General features: G+C 70.2%; 20 protein-coding genes. 13 read left to right on the top strand and 7 right to left on the bottom strand.

The genetic code is table 11. From position 1 onward, the window contains the following. Positions 1-8: 8 nt before the first annotated feature. The 3 genes from ACIBBB_RS26165 (at position 9) to ACIBBB_RS26155 (ending at position 2,779) form a co-directional block, all read left to right on the top strand. On the top strand, positions 9-1,391 hold the full coding sequence (locus tag ACIBBB_RS26165; protein WP_398986027.1) for a dihydrolipoamide acetyltransferase family protein: 1,383 nt from the start codon (positions 9-11) through the stop codon (positions 1,389-1,391). Positions 1,392-1,484: 93 nt separating this feature from the next. Further along, on the top strand, positions 1,485-1,646 hold the full coding sequence (locus tag ACIBBB_RS26160; RefSeq protein ID WP_398986025.1) for a hypothetical protein: 162 nt from the start codon (positions 1,485-1,487) through the stop codon (positions 1,644-1,646). Further along, positions 1,616-2,779, top strand: coding sequence for a methyltransferase domain-containing protein (locus ACIBBB_RS26155; RefSeq protein WP_398986023.1), 1,164 nt, complete (start codon positions 1,616-1,618; stop codon positions 2,777-2,779). Before ACIBBB_RS26160 ends, ACIBBB_RS26155 begins: the two co-directional genes overlap by 31 nt. Here ACIBBB_RS26155 and ACIBBB_RS26150 read toward each other — a convergent pair. Beyond that, positions 2,721-3,224, bottom strand: coding sequence for an ATP-binding protein (locus tag ACIBBB_RS26150; RefSeq protein WP_398986022.1), 504 nt, complete (start codon positions 3,222-3,224; stop codon positions 2,721-2,723). The two genes, ACIBBB_RS26155 and ACIBBB_RS26150, sit on opposite strands and share 59 nt — an antisense overlap. Here ACIBBB_RS26150 and ACIBBB_RS26145 point away from each other — a divergent pair. Both ACIBBB_RS26145 and ACIBBB_RS26140 read left to right on the top strand, forming a co-directional pair. Next, entirely contained in the window at positions 3,210-3,773 is a 564-nt protein-coding gene (locus ACIBBB_RS26145; protein ID WP_398986020.1) for a DUF5753 domain-containing protein, read from the top strand. The two genes, ACIBBB_RS26150 and ACIBBB_RS26145, sit on opposite strands and share 15 nt — an antisense overlap. A 3-nt stretch (positions 3,774-3,776) precedes the next feature. After that, positions 3,777-3,959, top strand: a complete 183-nt coding sequence (locus ACIBBB_RS26140) for a DUF397 domain-containing protein (protein WP_398986018.1) — start codon at positions 3,777-3,779, stop codon at positions 3,957-3,959. A 9-nt stretch (positions 3,960-3,968) separates the two neighbouring features. Here ACIBBB_RS26140 and ACIBBB_RS26135 read toward each other — a convergent pair whose 3' ends face one another. Both ACIBBB_RS26135 and ACIBBB_RS26130 read right to left on the bottom strand, forming a co-directional pair. Continuing rightward, positions 3,969-4,799, bottom strand: coding sequence for an RNA methyltransferase (locus tag ACIBBB_RS26135; RefSeq protein ID WP_398986016.1), 831 nt, complete (start codon positions 4,797-4,799; stop codon positions 3,969-3,971). 103 nt (positions 4,800-4,902) lie between these two features. Continuing rightward, positions 4,903-5,715 carry a GNAT family N-acetyltransferase gene (locus ACIBBB_RS26130; protein WP_398986014.1) on the bottom strand — a complete coding sequence of 271 codons (813 nt, stop codon included), beginning with the start codon at positions 5,713-5,715 and terminating at the stop codon, positions 4,903-4,905. Positions 5,716-6,048: 333 nt separating this feature from the next. Here ACIBBB_RS26130 and ACIBBB_RS26125 point away from each other — a divergent pair, with 333 nt between their 5' ends. The 4 genes from ACIBBB_RS26125 to ACIBBB_RS26110 all read left to right on the top strand — a co-directional run bounded on the left by ACIBBB_RS26125 (position 6,049) and on the right by ACIBBB_RS26110 (position 9,360). Beyond that, on the top strand, positions 6,049-6,411 hold the full coding sequence (locus ACIBBB_RS26125; RefSeq protein WP_398986012.1) for a DUF1330 domain-containing protein: 363 nt from the start codon (positions 6,049-6,051) through the stop codon (positions 6,409-6,411). Between the two features lie 267 nt (positions 6,412-6,678). Further along, positions 6,679-7,269, top strand: a complete 591-nt coding sequence (locus ACIBBB_RS26120; RefSeq protein WP_398986010.1) for a TetR/AcrR family transcriptional regulator — start codon at positions 6,679-6,681, stop codon at positions 7,267-7,269. A 120-nt stretch (positions 7,270-7,389) separates the two neighbouring features. Further along, positions 7,390-8,310 carry an RNA polymerase sigma factor gene (locus tag ACIBBB_RS26115; protein ID WP_398986008.1) on the top strand — a complete coding sequence of 307 codons (921 nt, stop codon included), beginning with the start codon at positions 7,390-7,392 and terminating at the stop codon, positions 8,308-8,310. Positions 8,311-8,463: 153 nt separating this feature from the next. Further along, positions 8,464-9,360, top strand: coding sequence for an alpha/beta fold hydrolase (locus ACIBBB_RS26110; RefSeq protein ID WP_398986006.1), 897 nt, complete (start codon positions 8,464-8,466; stop codon positions 9,358-9,360). 78 nt (positions 9,361-9,438) lie between these two features. Here the strand turns inward: ACIBBB_RS26110 and ACIBBB_RS26105 are convergent, their stop codons facing one another. Then, a complete protein-coding gene (locus tag ACIBBB_RS26105) occupies positions 9,439-10,347 on the bottom strand; it encodes a D-alanyl-D-alanine carboxypeptidase family protein (protein WP_398986449.1) in 909 nt (302 codons plus the stop codon). Positions 10,348-10,604: 257 nt separating this feature from the next. On the opposite strand from ACIBBB_RS26105, the gene ACIBBB_RS26100 reads away from it, so the two are divergent. After that, the gene (locus tag ACIBBB_RS26100; protein ID WP_398986004.1) at positions 10,605-11,279 is read left to right on the top strand and encodes a GntR family transcriptional regulator; all 675 of its coding nucleotides are present in this window, start codon (positions 10,605-10,607) and stop codon (positions 11,277-11,279) included. A 146-nt stretch (positions 11,280-11,425) separates the two neighbouring features. Beyond that, positions 11,426-12,673, top strand: a complete 1,248-nt coding sequence (locus ACIBBB_RS26095; protein WP_398986447.1) for a nitrate/nitrite transporter — start codon at positions 11,426-11,428, stop codon at positions 12,671-12,673. Between the two features lie 41 nt (positions 12,674-12,714). Here the strand turns inward: ACIBBB_RS26095 and ACIBBB_RS26090 are convergent, their stop codons facing one another. Further along, complete coding sequence (locus tag ACIBBB_RS26090; RefSeq protein WP_398986002.1) at positions 12,715-13,539, bottom strand: maleylpyruvate isomerase family mycothiol-dependent enzyme; 825 nt, start codon at positions 13,537-13,539, stop codon at positions 12,715-12,717. Between the two features lie 177 nt (positions 13,540-13,716). Between ACIBBB_RS26090 and ACIBBB_RS26085 the strand changes: the two genes are divergently transcribed. Continuing rightward, complete coding sequence (locus ACIBBB_RS26085) at positions 13,717-14,529, top strand: carbon-nitrogen family hydrolase (protein WP_398986000.1); 813 nt, start codon at positions 13,717-13,719, stop codon at positions 14,527-14,529. 66 nt (positions 14,530-14,595) lie between these two features. Here ACIBBB_RS26085 and ACIBBB_RS26080 read toward each other — a convergent pair whose 3' ends face one another. Both ACIBBB_RS26080 and ACIBBB_RS26075 read right to left on the bottom strand, forming a co-directional pair. Continuing rightward, positions 14,596-15,090 (bottom strand): LURP-one-related/scramblase family protein, encoded by a 495-nt coding sequence (locus ACIBBB_RS26080; RefSeq protein ID WP_398985998.1) that lies wholly within the window; start codon positions 15,088-15,090, stop codon positions 14,596-14,598. Then, positions 15,087-16,334: an MFS transporter gene (locus ACIBBB_RS26075; RefSeq protein ID WP_398985996.1), complete on the bottom strand. Its 1,248-nt coding sequence runs from the start codon at positions 16,332-16,334 to the stop codon at positions 15,087-15,089. Before ACIBBB_RS26075 ends, ACIBBB_RS26080 begins: the two co-directional genes overlap by 4 nt. An 81-nt stretch (positions 16,335-16,415) precedes the next feature. Between ACIBBB_RS26075 and ACIBBB_RS26070 the strand changes: the two genes are divergently transcribed. Beyond that, a complete protein-coding gene (locus ACIBBB_RS26070; protein ID WP_398985994.1) occupies positions 16,416-17,405 on the top strand; it encodes an ArsR/SmtB family transcription factor in 990 nt (329 codons plus the stop codon). Positions 17,406-17,482: the final 77 nt, after the last annotated feature.

Here is a 17,482-nt window from a genome sequence, read left to right as displayed (position 1 = left end):
CCGTGACCATGACTGCTGACACTTCTACCCGCTATCGAGAGTTCAAGATGCCCGACGTGGGCGAAGGGCTCACCGAGGCCGAGATCCTCAAGTGGTACGTACAGCCGGGCGACACCGTCGTCGACGGCCAGGTGGTGTGCGAGGTGGAGACGGCGAAGGCGGCCGTCGAACTGCCCATTCCCTACGACGGGGTGGTGCACGCGCTGCGCTTCGACGAGGGCACGACCGTCGATGTCGGGGCGTCGATCATCACGGTGGACGTGGCGCCGGGGAGCGACGACGGACCGGCTCCGGCTGCCGCTCCGCCTCCCGCGGCTGAACCGGCCGCCGAGCCGAAGGGGCGCCAGCCGGTGCTCGTGGGCTACGGCGTCTCGGAGGCGTCCACGAAGCGGCGTCCGCGCAGGGGGGCGGCGGCGGTCCCCGAACAGGGCGCCGCTGCCGCCGCGATCCAGGCGGAGATGAACGGGGCCGCTTCCGCCCCCGCGGCCGAGGGCCCCTCGCGCCCGCTGGCGAAGCCGCCGGTGCGCAAGCTCGCCAAGGACCTGGGCGTGGACCTGACGACGGTCACGCCGACGGGCGCGGACGGGGTCATCACCCGCGAGGACGTGCACGCGGCGACGGCACCCGCGGCCGGGGCACCGGTCGCGGAGCCCACGCCGGCTCCGGTGGCCGCCACTCCCGCGGCTGTCGGCCGGGAGACCCGTATCCCCGTGAAGGGCGTACGGAAGGCGACGGCGGCCGCGATGGTGGGCAGCGCGTTCACCGCGCCGCACGTCACGGAGTTCGTGACGGTCGACGTGACGCGCACGATGAAGCTGGTGGACGAGCTCAAGTCCGACAAGGACCTGGCGGGCGTACGGGTCAACCCGCTGCTGCTCATCGCCAAGGCGCTGCTGGTGGCCATCAAGCGCCACCCCGAGGTCAACGCCACGTGGGACGAGGCCGCCCAGGAGATCGTGGTCAAGCACTACGTGAACCTGGGCATCGCGGCGGCGACCCCTCGCGGCCTGCTCGTCCCGAACATCAAGGACGCGCACGACATGACCCTGCCCGAACTCGCCCGATCCCTGGGCGAACTGGTGTCCACGGCCCGCGAGGGCAAGACGACCCCGGCGGCCATGCAGGGCGGCACGGTGACCATCACGAACGTCGGCGTCTTCGGCGTCGACACGGGCACCCCGATCCTCAACCCGGGCGAGTCGGCGATCCTGGCGGTCGGCGCGATCAAGCTCCAGCCCTGGGTCCACAAGGGCAAGGTCAAGCCCCGCCAGGTCACCACGCTGGCCCTGTCGTTCGACCACCGCCTGGTGGACGGCGAACTGGGCTCCAAGGTCCTGGCGGACGTGGCGGCGATCCTGGAACAGCCGAAGCGACTGATCACCTGGGGCTGAGGGCTGACGGAAGGACGTAAGGGTCGCAACTCCGCTGGGAGTTGCGACCTTTTCGCCTCTACGCGCCCCTGATGGTCACGGAACGGAGCCGGTATGTCTGTTCTGGTGACCGAGTGCGGTCGGCCGGTCGGAGACCGAGGGGAGACGCTCATGGGCGAGCACGGTGACGGCAAGGACGGAACCGAAGGGGACATGAAGCAGACGCCGAAGGAGTCGGACGGTCAGTGGACCAGGCCCGTTCCGCCGAAGAAGTGAGTGACGGCTACGCGCGGCCGCCGGCGGGCCTGACCGAGTCCGGCGCGCTGGTGGAGAGTTGGCGTGGCGCGTTCTCGCGTGCGCCACGTGCGGAGTTCGTGCCGGAGGCCGTATGGGCGCCGGACGACGGATCCCCGACCGGCCACCGGCGCATCACGCGGGCCGCCGAGCCCGCTACGTGGTGGACTCTGGTCGACGCGGACGAGGTGGTCGTCACGCAGCTGGACGACGGCGCGGACAACGGCCCCGGTGTCCCCACCTCCTCCGCGTCCAAGCCTTCGTTGGTGGCGTCGATGCTCCGGCATCTGGATGTCACCGACGGTGCCCGGGTCCTGGACGTCGGTACAGGCACCGGCTGGACAAGTGCCCTGCTGGTGGCGCGACTTGGCGGCGAGGCCGTCACCACGGTGGAGGTCGACCCCGGCATCTCCTCGGAGGCCGCGCGCCGCCTGAAGGCCGCCGCGCTCTCGCCCTCGCGGGTGCTGGTAGGTGACGGCCTGGCGGGCGGGCCCGAGGGCTCGCCGTACGACCACATCCACTCGACGGCCACCGTACGCCGCGTTCCCCGCGACTGGATCGAGCAGACCAGGCCCGGAGGCACGATCGTGACGCCTTGGGGCACGCCGTACGCCAACGCCGGCCTCCTGCGGCTGGTGACGGCCGAGCCCGGCGGCCCCTCGTACGGCCGCTTCGTGGACAACGTCAGTTTCATGTGGATGCGCGCCCAACGCCCCCACGCCGTCACCCTCCCACCGACGGTGCCCGACCGACGCGGCCCTTCCGCGATCGACCCGGACCTGGCGCTGTCGAACGTGGACGTGGCGTTCACGATCGGCCTCCGGGTGCCCGACGCGCGCTACGTCCACACCTGGGACCCCGCGAACCCGGCGGCCACGTACCGAATCGTCCTCTCGGACGGCAACGGCTCGTGGGCGTCGGTGCGTTACGAGGCGTGGGACGCGCCGGACGCGGTCCGCGAATGGGGTCCCCGCCGCCTCTGGGACGAGATCACGGCGGCCCGTGCCTGGTGGGAGGACCGGGCCCGCCCGTCCCTGACCCGCTTCGGCCTGACGGTCACGGCGCGGGGGCGCCAGGAGCTGTGGCTGGACGGTCCGGCGAACCCGGTGGCGTGACGAGGGAGCGCGGGCCGAGGCCGCACTCCGCCCAGACACTCTTGCCGACGGTGCGGGGCTCGACGCCCCAACGATCCGCCAGCTCCGCGACGATGAGCAGCCCCCGGCCGAAGCACTCGTCGTCCTCGGGGAGCCGGAGGCGCGGCAGCCGTTCGCCGCGCGGATCGGTGACCTCGATCCGGAGGGTGCTGGCGGTGAGTTGGAGCCGTACGCGGAAGAGACGGTCGCGCAGGCAGCCGTGCAACAGTGCGTTGGTGGCGAGCTCGCTGACCAACAGCCCGGTGTTGCCTACGAGTCCGGGCCACCCCCACTCCCCAGCGCGCCGCCCGGTCCGCCGCCGCGCGAGACGAACGCTCCCGGCGGTGGGCGTGTAGTCGAGCCGGTCCTCCTGGAGGACGGGTTCAGGGTCGGGCGTGGGCTGTTGCGGAGCGTGAGCTGCGTTCATGAGGGCGTCCTTGACATCGCGACCGGTATCCGGAGCTGGCAAGGGTCGTTCGTCCCAGGCCTACTGCAAACCCCGGACTACGCAAGGTCGTTGGCAGTCGGCAACGCCGACTGGGAGGACGTCGACGAGATCGAGCGGTTCGTAGAGGCGAAGATGGCGCGGCAGGGTCGACTGACGGACGGCAGCCCGCTGCGCCTGTGGGCGGTGGTCGGCGAAGGTGCGCTGCGCCAACTGGTCGGTGGTCGTGACGTGATGCGTGCCCAGCTCGCGCGTCTGGTCGAGGCGGCCGGGCTGGACACCGTCAAACTCCAGGTAGTCCCGTTCGTCGCGGGGTCGCACCCTGGAATGACCAGTGCGTTCAGCATCGTTTCGTTCGCCGAACCTGGCGCGATGGACGTGGTTTATATGGACACCACGTCGTCTACCCTGTGGCTGGAGAGCGAGACGGACGCCGCGCGACACAATGTGACCTTCGACCGGATCGTCCGGAACGGGCTCGCTCCGCAGGATTCCATCGCGCTGATCGAGCGCATCCGCAGGGAGCTGTAGGCCGTGCCCAAGTTCCAGTTCGTCAAGTCCAGCTACAGCAGCGGCAATGGCGAGTGCGTCGAGGTCGCCCGTAACATCCCCGGCACTGTTGCCGTGCGGGACTCGAAGGACCCTGGCGGGTCCGTCCTGCGCGTCGCCCCCGGTGCGTGGCGTGCCCTGACCGCGTACGTGCGGCGGCCGGCGTAACACCCGGGCTCAGGCCCGCCGTTGGCGGGCCGCCTCGTACAGGACCACCGTCGCCGCGTTCGAGGCGTTCAGTGAGCTCGCCGAGCCCGACATCGGGATGCTCACCACGTGGTCGCACACCTCGCGCCAGCTTGTGCTCAGTCCGGACGTCTCGTTGCCGATCAGCAGCAACACCGGTTGCGTCAGGTCGAATGCGTCGGCGTCCGCGTCGCCGTGCTCGTCCGTGCCGACCACGGCGACCGGGCGTCCCTCCGCGCGTTCCTTCGACAGCCACTCCGTGACCTCGTGGTGCGAGGGGCTCCGGACGACCGGGAGCGTGAACAGGGAGCCGGTGGTGGCGCGTACGGCCTTCGGGTCGTAGACGTCGGCCGCGTGGCCGGTGACGATCAGGCCGTCCGCGCCGAAGGCGTCGGCCGAGCGGATGATGCTGCCGATGTTGCCCGGCTGGGTGGGCCGGTCGAACAGCACGCCCAGGAAGCGGTCGTGGACGCGGATCCGGCTCAGGTCGTCCGGCCGCGTCTCGACCACGGCCAGGACCTCGGGCGGGCCGTCGTTACGTTCGCCCAGTTCGGCGAGGAGTTCGGGGGCCATCGCGACACGGTCCGTACTGATGCCCCGCAGCACCTCCTCGGCCCACCGTGAGAGCGGCCGGCTCGCGTCGTACAGCAGGGCGCGTACGGTCCACCCGTGCTCGACGGCCATCGTGATGGGGCGTACGCCCTGAACGAGGAACTCGCCTTGCCTCTTGCGCTTGTTGCGGTTGGCGAGCAGCGCGTGCCACTGCTGGAAGCGGGCGTTGCGGGTTGTGATCCGCTGTTCCGTACCCCGCCGTGCTGCCATCTGTTCTCCACTGTCCCGGCCCGTCCCGCTGCCCCGGAAGGCTACATGGAGCGTGTGCCGCCACGTGGTCGCCGACCGGTGATCGGGCGGACGTCCAGAGGCGTCAGGGCATCACGATTCGGTAGTCGGAGACAGGCCGGTAGCCGATACGCCGGTACAGGCCGTTGCTCGTCGGGTTGGCGAGATCGGTGAAGAGCAGTACGTGTTCCGCCCCGGCGTCCAGCGCGGCCTGGGAGACGGCCGCGGTGACAGCGGCGCCGTAGCCTCGTCCGCGATGTTCGGGCGGGGCGTAGACAGGGGTGACGCGGGCCATGCCGCTCACGACCGAGGTCATGGCCGCTACGGCTACCGGTTCGCCCGCGACCGTCCACAGCCGCCAGCCGCCCCGGGCTGTCCGCTCGTCGATGAATCTGTCGAGATCGGCTCCGAGCGTGCCGGCTTCCGCGACGAAACGGGTACACCAGTCGTGGAGAAGAGACCGGTCGTCCCCGGTTGCCACCCGCGGTGTCCCCGGTGGTGCGGCGCCAGGCGGTACCAGCTGTTCGAGACGGAAGAGGCGAAGACTCGGTCCGCCGTCCGGGACGGCGCCCGTGATCGTCTCCCAGCCCTCGGAGAAGGCGCGGACCGACGCGTTGTCGGCCAACAGCCCTGTGAACGGGTGGGCGTCGGTGGACAGCAACCGGGCGAGACCCGCCCCCGCGGCCAGGGAAAGGTGGCTCGCGGTCAGCAGGTGAGGTGGAATCCACACGAACGCGGCCGTCGTCGGAGCACCGTCCCCCTCACGCCACCAACCCAGAAGCGTGGGCGGCGCCGTGCCCCCGGACCGCGGATGCTCGATCGAGTCGAGCCCGGACAGCAGCATGGTGTGCAGATCGGGACGTGCGACAAGGAAGGCCCCCGCCTCGGATCGAAACACGTCGGGTCTGTCTGTCACGCGCCATGTCATGGGTTCGAATCTCCTGCTTGCCGGCGAAACGGAGGTGCGGGCCCCTCATGCGGCGCTCGCTCCCGAACGAACATGTAATAGATGTCACACATAATCTATTTCGGCTTCTCGATCGACAGCCTCGATCCCGCCAAGCCCAAGGGGGCGCCCGGGTCGCGGCGGGCCCGGCCGGGAGTGGGGTCGGATGCGTCACGCCATCCCGCTCGGGTTGATCGATCGCGCACAGGATTACGCTTATAATCTAAGTGGCACCGACAACCCCCCTGCGCTGCGCGGCCACTCACTCAACCTGGAAGGTTCGACATGAGCACGTACCTGATCAACCACCTCCGCATCCCCGGCGGCGTCCCGAATGAAGCGGGTCTGTCCTACCTCGAACAGGTCGAGGCCACCGCGAGGCCCTATGGCGGCAAGTGGCTTGCCAACGGTGAGCCCAGCGTCGTGGAGGGAGCGTGGCAGGGCCTGGTCGTCCTCATGGAGTTCCCCGACCGCGCCGCCGCCGACGAGTGGTACAACTCGGCGGAGTACCAGGCGATCCTGCCCCTGCGCGTCAACAACGCCATCTCCGACATCGTGCTGATCGACAGCCTTCCCGCGGACTACACCGTCCGGGGATTCGCGCAGCAGGTCCGAGCCGCCATTCAGGCGTCCGGTTCCGCCGGCTGAGCACGGGGAACGCAGGCTTCGCATGTCACCACCGAGGCCGATGACGGCCTCGGTGGTGACACCGGCGGGTCTGCCGGAACGCTGGAGCATTACATCGACTACGCCCGAGCGGCGGCTGAGACGGGAGTGCACGAACCGTTCATCGACTTCGGGCAGAGCCTCCTCACCCTCACATAGTCTGAGGAATTCGGGTGGGTCGGCCGGCCACTGCCCGTCCCCACAGCCCGCGACATGCACAGGTGGCCGGCGACGCCACGGAGGTGAAGGATGAGTCGCGTCTCACAAGCGGAAGCGAAGGCAAACCGGGAGCGGGTGGTGGAGGCAGCCTCCCACCTGTTCCGTGAAAAGGGTGTGGCCGAGGTCGGTATCGTAGATGTGATGCGGTCGATCGGCCTGACCCAAGGCGGGTTCTACAAGCAGTTCGCCTCCAAATCCGCGCTCGTTGACGAAGCCACCGCCAAGGGCTTGGCCGACAATCTCCAATCCCTCATCACCTTGGACCAGGACGCCGGGGAACATAAAGCGGCGTGGAATTCTCTGGTCGATTCCTACCTCTCTGTCGAGCACCGCGACAACCCCGGCAGTGGTTGCCCCGCGGCCGGTTTCGCCGGCGATGTCGCGCGTCAGCCCGAGCACAGAAAGACCTACGCCGACGGCACCCATGAACTGGCGGCGTGGATAGCACCCGGGGATGTTGGTCTGGCGGCCCTGGCCACCCTCGTGGGCGGGATACTGCTGGCCCGCGCCACAGCGGGAACGCACCTGTCGGAGCAGATCCTTCACGCGGCCCGGGTAGCTGTGACGGAGGCCGTTGAAGGTCATCAGCCGGATGACAGCCGGATGACGACAGAGCGGTAGCAGAAAACTCAATCTGGCGCTGTGTAGAACCTGACGCCGTGTAGAGCGGAATGGGAACCCGGCCGCACCAGGCTCGTCGCGTGTGCTGTACGCAGACCCCCGAAGCGAGTGAGAGGCGTCATGCCCGAAAACTCTTCCGATGTGGAGCTGGTGCGTGCCGCGCGGAGCGGCGAAGTGGCTGCGGCGGGCGCGCTGATCGGCCGGCACCGGGCTGGTATGCACGCGGTGGCGCTCAGTGTTCTGGGCAACGGGCCGGACGTGGAGGACGCCGTGCAGGACGCCTCACTGATCGCCCTGCGGCGCATGGGCGAGGTGCGGCAACCGGAGTCCGTCGGCGCATGGCTGCGCATGATCGTGCGCAACGTCTGCCGCTCTCGGCTGCGCTCGGCGGCTTCCACGACGCCGGTTTCGGACCTGACCGTGCTCGCGTCGGAGGCGAGCCCCGAGAGGGTCATCGAGCGGCACGCGATGCGTGACTGGCTCTGGCGGGCGATCGACGAACTGTCCCCTACCCTGCGCATGACAGTGATGCTGCGGCACTTCAGCCCACGCACCCCCTCGTACGAACAGATCGCCGCTCTGTGCGGCGTGCCGGTAGGGACGGTGCGCAGCAGGCTCAGTGAAGCCAGAGCCAAACTGGCCGAGGCCATGGCGACAACCGCGGACTCGGTGCACGACGACACCGTCGCGCTGTCCCGGAGGAGCGCCCTGGAAGCGGTGGAGACGCTGGAAGCCGCCGGCCAGGGGCGGTTCGCGGAGCTGGCGGCCGAGCGGTGGACGCCGGATGTGGCCTACTACTCGGGACGGCAGCGAGTGGGCGACCGGAACTTCCTCGTCCGGGGCATGGACAACGATCTGCAAGCGGGGGTACGTCAGCGCTTCGTCAGTGCCGTCACCAGCCGCGACATCGTCATCTGGGAAATGGATCTGGTGAATCCGCCGGACAGACCGGGTCACTGTCCTCCGGCCGTCGCCTGGCTGATGTCCATGAAGGACAACCGGATGCACCAACTGCGCCTGTTCCACGGACCTGCCGGCTGAGCCGGGGGGCAGGACGTTCCCCACCGCACCCAGCACTCCGACACAGGTCTACGGGCCTCGGATCTGTGGCGTGGATCACCTCCCCCGCGTCGAACTTCTCCGTGGCCACCGCGTCTTGTGGGTGTTCGAAACATCATCCACATGGAGAACTCGATGCAGAGTGAAACGCCCGATCTGCTGTCCCCCGGAACTCACGATGTCGTGGTGGACGACCTGAACCAGAGGTACCACGTCTACGGCTCGGGCCCGGTCTGCGTGGCCGTCCCCGGCGGACCGGGCGTGATCTGGGAGTCCCTGCGGACGCCGGCCCTGGAGGAGTTCCTGACGATGGTGTACGTGGAGCCGCTGGGCACGGGCGGCTCACAACGCCTCCCGTCGCACCCCCACGGCTACACCCGCGACCGCTACACGCGAACCCTGGTGTGCCTGCTCGACCGGCTGTCCCTGCCGCGTGTGTTCCTCCTCGGACATTCGCACGGCGGTTTCGTCGCCCAGCACCTCGCGTTGCACCACCCGGAGAGGGTCAGGGGCCTGGTGCTGTACGAGAGTGCTCCCGCGACAGGTCCCGAGCACATGGCCGAGGCCGCCTCCAGGGTCGAGGAATTCGCCCACCGTAACCAGGACCGACCGGAGCTCCCCATGGCGCTCGCCGGACTCCAGACAGTGGGGAGCGCTACTGACGACGCGAAGATCACAGCGGCGCTCCGAGACCTCCTGCCCGTCTACTTCGCGCGCTACTGGGACCGCGAGGACGAGTTCAGCGAACTGCGCGAGACGGTCACCTGCACCTACATCTCTCCTCTCGGCGAGAACGGGGAGCCCGACCGTATCGACGACAGGGATGCCCTCCCCTCGCTCACTGTGCCCACCCTGGTCGTGGTCGGCCGATTCGACGTGATCTGCGGGCCGCGCTGGGCGAAGGAACTTCACTCTCTCATCCCCCGGTCCCAACTGGTCGTACTGGAAGACAGTGGGCACTTCGGCCACATCGAAGAGCCCGGGACGTTCGCCGGCGCCCTGCGGGACTTCGTCCACTCGACACGCGGGTAAGGGCCCTGCGGCCACCGGCAACGACAAGGGCGCGGCCACCCCGTGGTGGCCGCGCCCCTTACCGCATCCCGCAGGGGGTCAGTCGCGCTGGGCACCCGCCGGGAGTGTGCGGAGCTTCATCGTCTTCGCAGCCGACGCGCCCGAGTAGTAGTCCAGCAGCTTCGCCGCGTCGTTGTAGCGGTCCGTGCCGTTCAGGATGACGCCGATGTGCGTCTTGCCGTTACGTGTGGCGGCGAAGATCAGGCAGGGGCCGGCGGCCGTGCCCGTGCCGGTCTTGACGCCGAACGCGCCCGTGTACGAGCCGAGCAGCTGGTTCGTGTTGTACCAGGTGTATGTGCGGGTGCCGCCCGTGCTGGTCGGGGTCGTCGTCTTGTAGCTCGTGGACTTGACGACCGCGCGCAGCGTGGAGTTCTTCATCGCGTACTGGGCGATCGTCGCCAGGTCGCGCGGGGTCGTGTAGTTGTCGCCGGCCGCCGAGATGCCGTCGAACGAGTCGAACTTGGTGTTCGTCAGGCCCAGGTCCTTGGCCTTCGTGTTCATCTTCCCGATGAACGACTTCGTGCGCGCGGCCACCGTCGAGCCGGTGCCGATCGCGTCCGCGAGGGCGTACGCCGCGTCGCAGCCGGACGGGAGCATCAGGCCGTACAGGAGCTGACGGATCGTCACCTTGTCGCCGGTGCGCAGGTCCGCGGTGCTCGCGCCTTCGCGGACCACGTAGTCGCGGTAGGTCTGCTTGACGGTGATCGTGCGGTTGAGGTCGATGCCCTTGGTGTTGAGCACGACGGCCGCGGTCATGATCTTGGTGGTGCTGGCCATCTGGCGGCGGGTGTCCGCGGCCTTGCCGTACCGCTTCGCGCCGGTGGTGTTGTCCAGCAGGAAGGCGCCCTTGGCCGAGAGGGTCGGCAGGGCCGCGGCAGCTGCCTTGGCGGCGGGCGCGGACTCGGCCGCCTGGGTCGCCGGGGCGACCAGGGCCGTGCCCGTCAGCATGGCGCCGGCGGTGAGGGCTACCACGGTGGACCTGCGCACGTTTCTCCGCACGCCCGGGAAGCTGGTTATCAAAGGAACGCTCCGATGTCGCAAATGTGCTTGTCTGAAGTGAATTCGACTCACGCCCGTAGCAGGGGTAGTCCACTGAAAAGACGCATGAGTGATCTGAAGGGATGTACGGCACGCACCGGAAATCCCGTCGTTCCGCGATATGGACGCGATCACTGTCGCATCTCTGTTGTATCTAAGCTGTGCTCATGCCATCCGCGCCTGCCGCCGCCTCCCCCGTCCCCGTGAAACAGCCGCCCGCCGCCGACCGTGTCTACAGCCACATCAAGCAGGGTGTTCTCGACCGGCACTACCAGGGCGGGACCCTCCTTACGGAGGGCGAACTCGCCGAGGCCGTAGGGGTGTCACGTACGCCCGTACGCGAAGCGCTGCTCAAGCTTGAGGTCGAGGGGCTGATCAAGCTCTATCCCAAGAAGGGTGCCCTCGTCCTCGCCGTCTCCGCGCAGGAGATCGCCGATGTCGTCGAGACCCGTCTGCTGGTCGAGGAGTTCACCGCCCGCAAGGCCGTCCCCGCGTCCGCGCGGCTCATCGCGCGCTTGGAGGAACTGGTGGAGGAGCAGCGCCGCCTCGCGGAGGAAGGCGATCTGGCCGCCGTGGCGGTCACTGACCGGTGCTTCCACGCCGAGATCGTGCGCAACGCCGGCAACGAGATCCTGTCGAAGCTCTACGACCAGCTCAGGGACCGGCAGTTGAGGATGGGCGTCGCCGTCATGGAGGCGCACCCCGAGCGCGTCGAGACCAGCATCGTCGAGCACGCCGAACTGCTCGAAACCATCCGGGCCGGTGACGCCGAGGCCGCCGCGCGGTGCGTGCGCGCCCACGTCGGCCGCGTCAAGGTGCTCATACGGGGTGAGGCCCGGTGAGCGCGTCCTTTTCCGGAGCGTCCGGAGGGTCCGGACCTTCGCAAGGGTCCGGACCCTCGGGCGGTGCCTCGGGCGGGTCCTCCGGAGCATCCGGTCGCGGCCCCGCCCTCGCCCTCCCCGGCGACCCGCCCGGCGGCCGCCGCGCCATCGCCGTCTGGAGCATCGGCGTCGCCGTCTACTTCGTCGCCGTCATCTTCCGTACGAGCCTGGGCGTCGCCGGACTCGACGCCGCCGACCGCTTCGACGTCAACGCCTCCGCCCTCTCCACGTTCTCGATCCTCCAGCTCCTCGTCTACGCCGGGATGCAGATACCCGTCGGCCTCATGGTCGACCGCCTCGGCACCCGCAGGGTCCTCACCCTCGGCGTGACGCTCTTCACGATCGGCCAACTCAGCTTCGCCCTCGCCCCCACCTACGGCATGGCCCTCGCCGCCCGCGCCCTGCTCGGCTGCGGCGACGCGATGACCTTCATCGCCGTACTGCGGCTCGGCGCCCGCTGGTTCCCCGCCCGCCAGGGCCCGTTGATCGCGCAGTTCACCGGGCTCTTCGGGATGGCGGGCAATCTGGTCTCGACCCTCCTCATCGCCCGCCTGCTGAGCGATCTCGGCTGGACCACGACGTTCGTCGGCAGTTCGATGGCCGGTGTCGTCGTCCTCGTACTCCTGCTGTTCTTCCTGAAGGACCACCCCGAGGGCCACGAGCCGCCGCCGTCCGAGCACGCGGGCGCGACCTACGTACGGAAGCAGATCGCCGAGTCGTGGCGGGAGCCCGGCACCCGGCTGGGGCTCTGGGTGCACTTCACCACCCAGTTCCCCGCCATGGTCTTCCTGCTGCTGTGGGGCCTGCCGTTCCTCGTCGAGGCCCAGGGGCTGTCCCGGGCCACGGCGGGCGATCTGCTCACCCTCGTCGTCCTCGTCAACATGGTGATCGGCCTCGTCTACGGGCAGATCATCGCCCGCCATCACGCCGCCAGAGCCCCGCTGGCCCTCGGGACGGTCGCCGTGACCGCCCTCGTCTGGGCGTCGACCCTCGCCCACCCCGGCGACCACGCGCCGATGTGGCTGCTGATCACGCTCTGCGTCGTCCTGGGCTCCTGCGGACCGGCCTCGATGATCGGCTTCGACTTCGCCCGGCCCGCGAACCCGCCCGCCCGTCAGGGCACCGCCTCCGGCATCGTCAACATGGGCGGTTTCACGGCCTCGATGACGACGCTGTTCGCCATCGGCGTGCTGCTCGACGCGACCGGAGGCGACTACCGCGTCGCGTTCTCGTCCGTCTTCGTCCTCGAAGCGCTGGGGATCGTCCAGATCCTGCGGCTGCGGGCGCGCGCAGCGCGACGGGAGCGTGAGCAGCTGGTGGCCAGCCGGGTGGAGGCGGTGCACGTGCCCGCCTGAGCGTGTACGCGGGGGCCTACGCAAGGACGAGGCGCGCGGCGCTACTGCGTGACCGCGAACTCCCGCAGGATCGCCGCCGCCAGCTCCGCGTCCCCGTCCGTCTTGATCCGGTCCGGCACCGCGGCGGCCCGTACCCGCCCGCACGCCAGCCGGAAGTACGTCTCCCAGTCCATCGCCAGCGTCACCGCGGGACCGAGCGAGGGCGAGCCGTCGATCGTGCCGCGGCCGTCCGCGTCGACCCGGACCGTCCGCAGGAATTCGAGGGGGCCGTGCACGTCGAAGACGACCGCCGTGTTCGGCGGGGCCCCGGCGCCCTTCGCGACGACCTTCGGGAGCGCTTCCAGGAGCGCGTCGCGGGTCACCAGCGCGCCGCCGGAGTCGAGGTTGCCGGGCTTGCTCAGCGTCGTACGCAGGTCCTGCTCGTGCACCCAGATGTCGAACGCGCGTGCCCGCATGGCCTGTTCGAGCGTCTGCTCGGTGCCGAGCGGGGCGCGGACCATGGCGTCGGGCGCACGGTTCTCGTTCCGCAGCTGGCGGTTACGGCGGATGATCGTGTATTCGAGCTCGGAGGTCATCTCCGGAGCGGTGTGGTGGCGCCGTACGTCCACCTGCATCTCCATGTAGCGGGAGATCTCGCTCCGCACGTGATAGAGGTCGCGCGGCAGGGTGTGGATGGGGCGTGGGTCCCCGAGCATCTCGCACTCCAGACCGATGACGTGCGAGACGATGTCCCGCACCGACCAGCCGGGGCACGGCGTGGGCCGGTTCCACTCACCCTCGACGAGTGGCTGCACCAGCTCGGCTATGGCTTCAATGGAGTGGGACCAGGCGTCGGCGTAGGTTTGAAGGCTGGGATGGACGGTCACGGGACCCCTCGACGGTTCTGCGGTTAGCGGGCTGGGCTGCTGGCTGCGGGCGGCGGGCTGTGGGCTGCGTGGGAGGTTCGAAAGCCTAAGTTACGCTGCCCGTTGGCACCCCGGCAGTGCTTTCGTGTGACGATCGTAGGCCCGTGTAGAAGGCTCGAATGCCAGGACGGTGGTAGTGTGCGCGCCTCCCTCATCCAGATCGCAGTAGACCCGGACGAATCGGTCAATTCCCGTAGGCAACGCGCCGCCTCCTTGGTACGGCAGCAGCGCGGCGCCGACCTCGTGGTCCTGCCCGAGCTCTGGCCGGTGGGTGCTTTCGCTTACGAGTCGTTCGCCGCCGAGGCGGAGACGCTGGACGGCCCGACGTTCCAGGAGATGTCGGAGGCGGCGCGCGACGCGGGCGTCTGGCTGCACGCCGGGTCCATCGTGGAACGTGCCCCCGAGGCTGTTCTGGACGGTGCGTCCGACCTCTACAACACCGCGCTCGTCATCGCGCCGGACGGCTCCCTCGTACGCTCGTACCGCAAGATCCACCGCTTCGGGTTCGACAAGGGCGAGGCGACCCTGATGGGCGCGGGCGACGAGCTGGTGACCGTCGCCCTGCCGGACGCGGTGATGGGTCTCGCGACCTGCTACGACCTGCGGTTTCCCGAGCTGTTCCGGGGGCTGCTCGACGAGGGCGCGCAGCTCTTCGTGGTCCCGGCGGGCTGGCCGGCCCGCCGCCGCGCGCACTGGACGCTGCTGGCGCAGGCGCGCGCGGTGGAGAACCAGGCGTACGTGCTCGCCTGCTCGACCGCCGGCACGCACGCCGGGGTGGAGCAGTCCGGGCACAGCATCGTGGTCGACCCCTGGGGCGAGGTGCTGGCGGAGGCGGGGACCGGCGAGGAGGTCCTGACCGTCGAGTTCGACCCGGCGAAGGTCGCGACGACGCGCGAGCAGTTCCCGGTGCTGAAGGACCGTCTGCTGGGCGTGACGGCGCCCCGCGGCTGAGCCGCGCCGTCCGGGCCCGTCCGCCTCTCACGGGGGGCGGGCCCGCTCCCGAACGGCGGCCACCCCTCAGCCCTCCTCACGCTCCTTCTCCGCCATCCGGATCACACACACCGCGACCGCGATCAGCAGCGACGGGTCCGCTTCGTCCCTGATCACATCCACGGCGTACGTCTCCCGCACCCGGAACCACCGGCGCGAGACGTGCGCCAGCAGCTCGCCGTCGTACTCGACCGCGAACTCGCGGTCCAGGATCCGCCCGCTCACGTCCAGCTCGGTACCGTCTGCGAGTCCCACCCGGTAGTGGTTGCGGAGCAGCGACAGCTTCTTCTTACGGATGGTGGCGAGCGGCTCACCGTCCCGCTCGATCGTCATCGCGTCCCGCAGGCTCAGCAGCTTCTGACGGAGCGTGACCAGCACGCGACCCTGAGGGTCCTTCAGCTCCAGGGTGTCGCGCAGCCGCAGCGCCTTTCCGTCCACGAGGAAGGCCTGGCGGCCCTGCTCGTCCTCGATCCAGTAGTCGTCGCCGATGGCGAAGATCTTGTCGCGCACCAAGTACTTCATGCCGGATCCGTACCCACAGGGCCCCTGGGCGACAGTGGTACGGCGTCACCTGCACGCGTACGGATGACGACGTCCGTCGGCGGCGCCGCCTTCTCCCGCAGCCCGCGCGCCAGCAGGAGCGTGACAGCGACGGAGGCCGCCGCCAGTACCGCGATGCCCGTCGCCGGCGAGGTCTGCTCGGCGACGGTGCCCGCCAGGAGGGCGCACACGCCCTGCATCGTGAGCATGCCGGAGGAGTGCAGCCCGAGCGCGTGCCCGCTCAGCTCGTCCGGTGTCAGGGCCATCAGCCGCTCCTGGGAGACGAGGCTCGCCGCGTAGCCGACCGTCGCGAGCGTCACGAGCGGTACGGCGAGCGGGAGCGCCGGGTCGAGGAAGAAGAACAGGTGCGGCACGGCGAGCAGCAGCAACAACGGGACCGCGAGGTGCGAGCGCCACCGGCGGGGGACGAAGCGGCCGATCAGGATGTCCCCGGCGAGCATGCCCGCCGCACCGGCGGCGAAGAGCAGCCCCGCGTGTTCGGGGGCGTAGGGCACGTACAGGGATTCACAGCCGACGACCAGACCGTTGGGCACCCACAGCGCCAGATAGACGGTGCGGCGGGCGCGGGACGACCACAGGCGCGCGTTGTTCCGCCAGGTCTGGGCGACCGAGGGGCGGCCGGTGGCGCGCGGCGCCCTCTTACCGAGGCCGAGCCGCGCGACGGCCGCCGCCACGAGGTACAGCCCGGCGCCGGTGAGCAGGGCGCCGCGCGGTGACAGGAACGCGACCAGCACACCCCCGGCGGCGAAGCCGCATATCTGCATCAGACCCGCGGACATGTTGATCGCGGACCGGCCGAGCAGATAGCCCTCCCTGGAGAGGACTTCGTTGAGGAGCCCGTAGCGCACGCCGCCGCCGAGCGCGGAGACGGTGCCGAGACTGAGCACGATCGCGAGGACCGCGGGGACGGGCAGACCCGGCAGGGCGGTGGCGGCCGTGCCGAGGGCGAAGATCAGCGACAGCGTGGTCAGCGTGGCGCGCGGAGGAAGCCGGTCGGCCGCCGACAGCAGCATTGTCGCACCGAGCACCTGGGCGAGGGAGGGGCCGAACATGGCGAGCGCGGAGAGCAGCGGCGAGCCGGTCGCCGTGTAGACGAGCGTGCTCAGCGCCAGCCCGCTCACCGTCTGGGCCGCGACCTGCCCGGCCGAGGTGAGGAAGAGCGGGGTGAACTCCGGCGTGCGGAAAAGCTCTTGGTAGGTGCGCATGTCCGGAGTCTCCGAGGCGCGCGGGACAGGGCGTTAATGTTTCGCGGGAGGGCGAAACATGACGGGGGCGGGAGGGATGACATGGGCTGGTGGCAGGTCGACGCGGACACGCTCGCCGGGAGCCGGTTCGTCGTGTCGCCTCTTACGGAGGCGGTGGCGAGCCTGCGGGCGCTGGAAGAAGGCCGGGCCGCGCACCCGGGCGAGCGCGCGTGGCTCGACACCCATCTGCCCGCCTACCGGGCCCGGCAGGCCGACGACCCGGTCGCGGCCCTGCTCGTACGGGCGGCCTTCGGCCGCACCTGGAACGCGGACTTCATCACCCCCACGCCCACCGGTCGGGCCCTGACCGAGCAGACCTTCGAGTCCGAGCTGACGCGGATACGGGACGCCCCGCCCGCGACCGTCCGCGCCGACCTGCTCGTCTCCCTGAACGGCCCGCTCCCCGCGCTCCTCGCCGGCCGCGACGATCTGCCGGAGCGGGCGGCGGCGGTGGTGGAGTGGGTGTGGGCCGAGACGGTGCTGCCGTACTGGCCACGGCGCCGGCGCCTCATCGAGGCGGACGTCGTCGCGCGTACGGCGCAGCTGAGCCGGGGCGGCTGGGCGAGCGCACTGGGCGACATGCGCCGCGGGATGCGCTGGCTCGGCGGGAGCAGGCTCCAGATCTCCACCCGCGCGGACCGGTCGCAGGAGATCCCCGGGGCGCGGCTGATGTTCGTGCCGGTGACGCCGCGGCAGAGCTGGGTGTCGTGGGACGCCGACCGGTACGCCGTGGTGTACCCGTGCGCCGGGGCCCTGGCCCACGAGGGCGGCCGGCCGCCGGTGCCCGAGCCGCTGCGCGCCCTGCTCGGTCCCGGCCGGGCCGCGGTGCTGGCCCTGCTCGGTTCCCCGAAGAGCACGACGCAACTGGTGGCACTGACCGGCCAGGGCCTGGGCTCGGTGGGCCGCCACCTCAGGGTGCTGCGGGACGCGGGCCTGATCGGCCGTCGGCGGGCGGGGCGGTCGGTGCTCTACTTCCGTACGGAGGCGGGCGAGGTCCTGGTGGTCGCGGCCGGAGGCGGCGGACGCGTGTAGGTCCGTCTTCAGCGTCCCGCCTTGTGATGCACCGCACCAGCCGCCGCGGGCCCCGCCCCGCGGGCGGGCGGCGCTCC

Source organism: Streptomyces sp. NPDC051217 (assembly GCF_044455465.1).
GTDB lineage: Bacteria > Actinomycetota > Actinomycetes > Streptomycetales > Streptomycetaceae > Streptomyces.
This window is presented reverse-complemented; position numbering and strand designations above follow the sequence as displayed.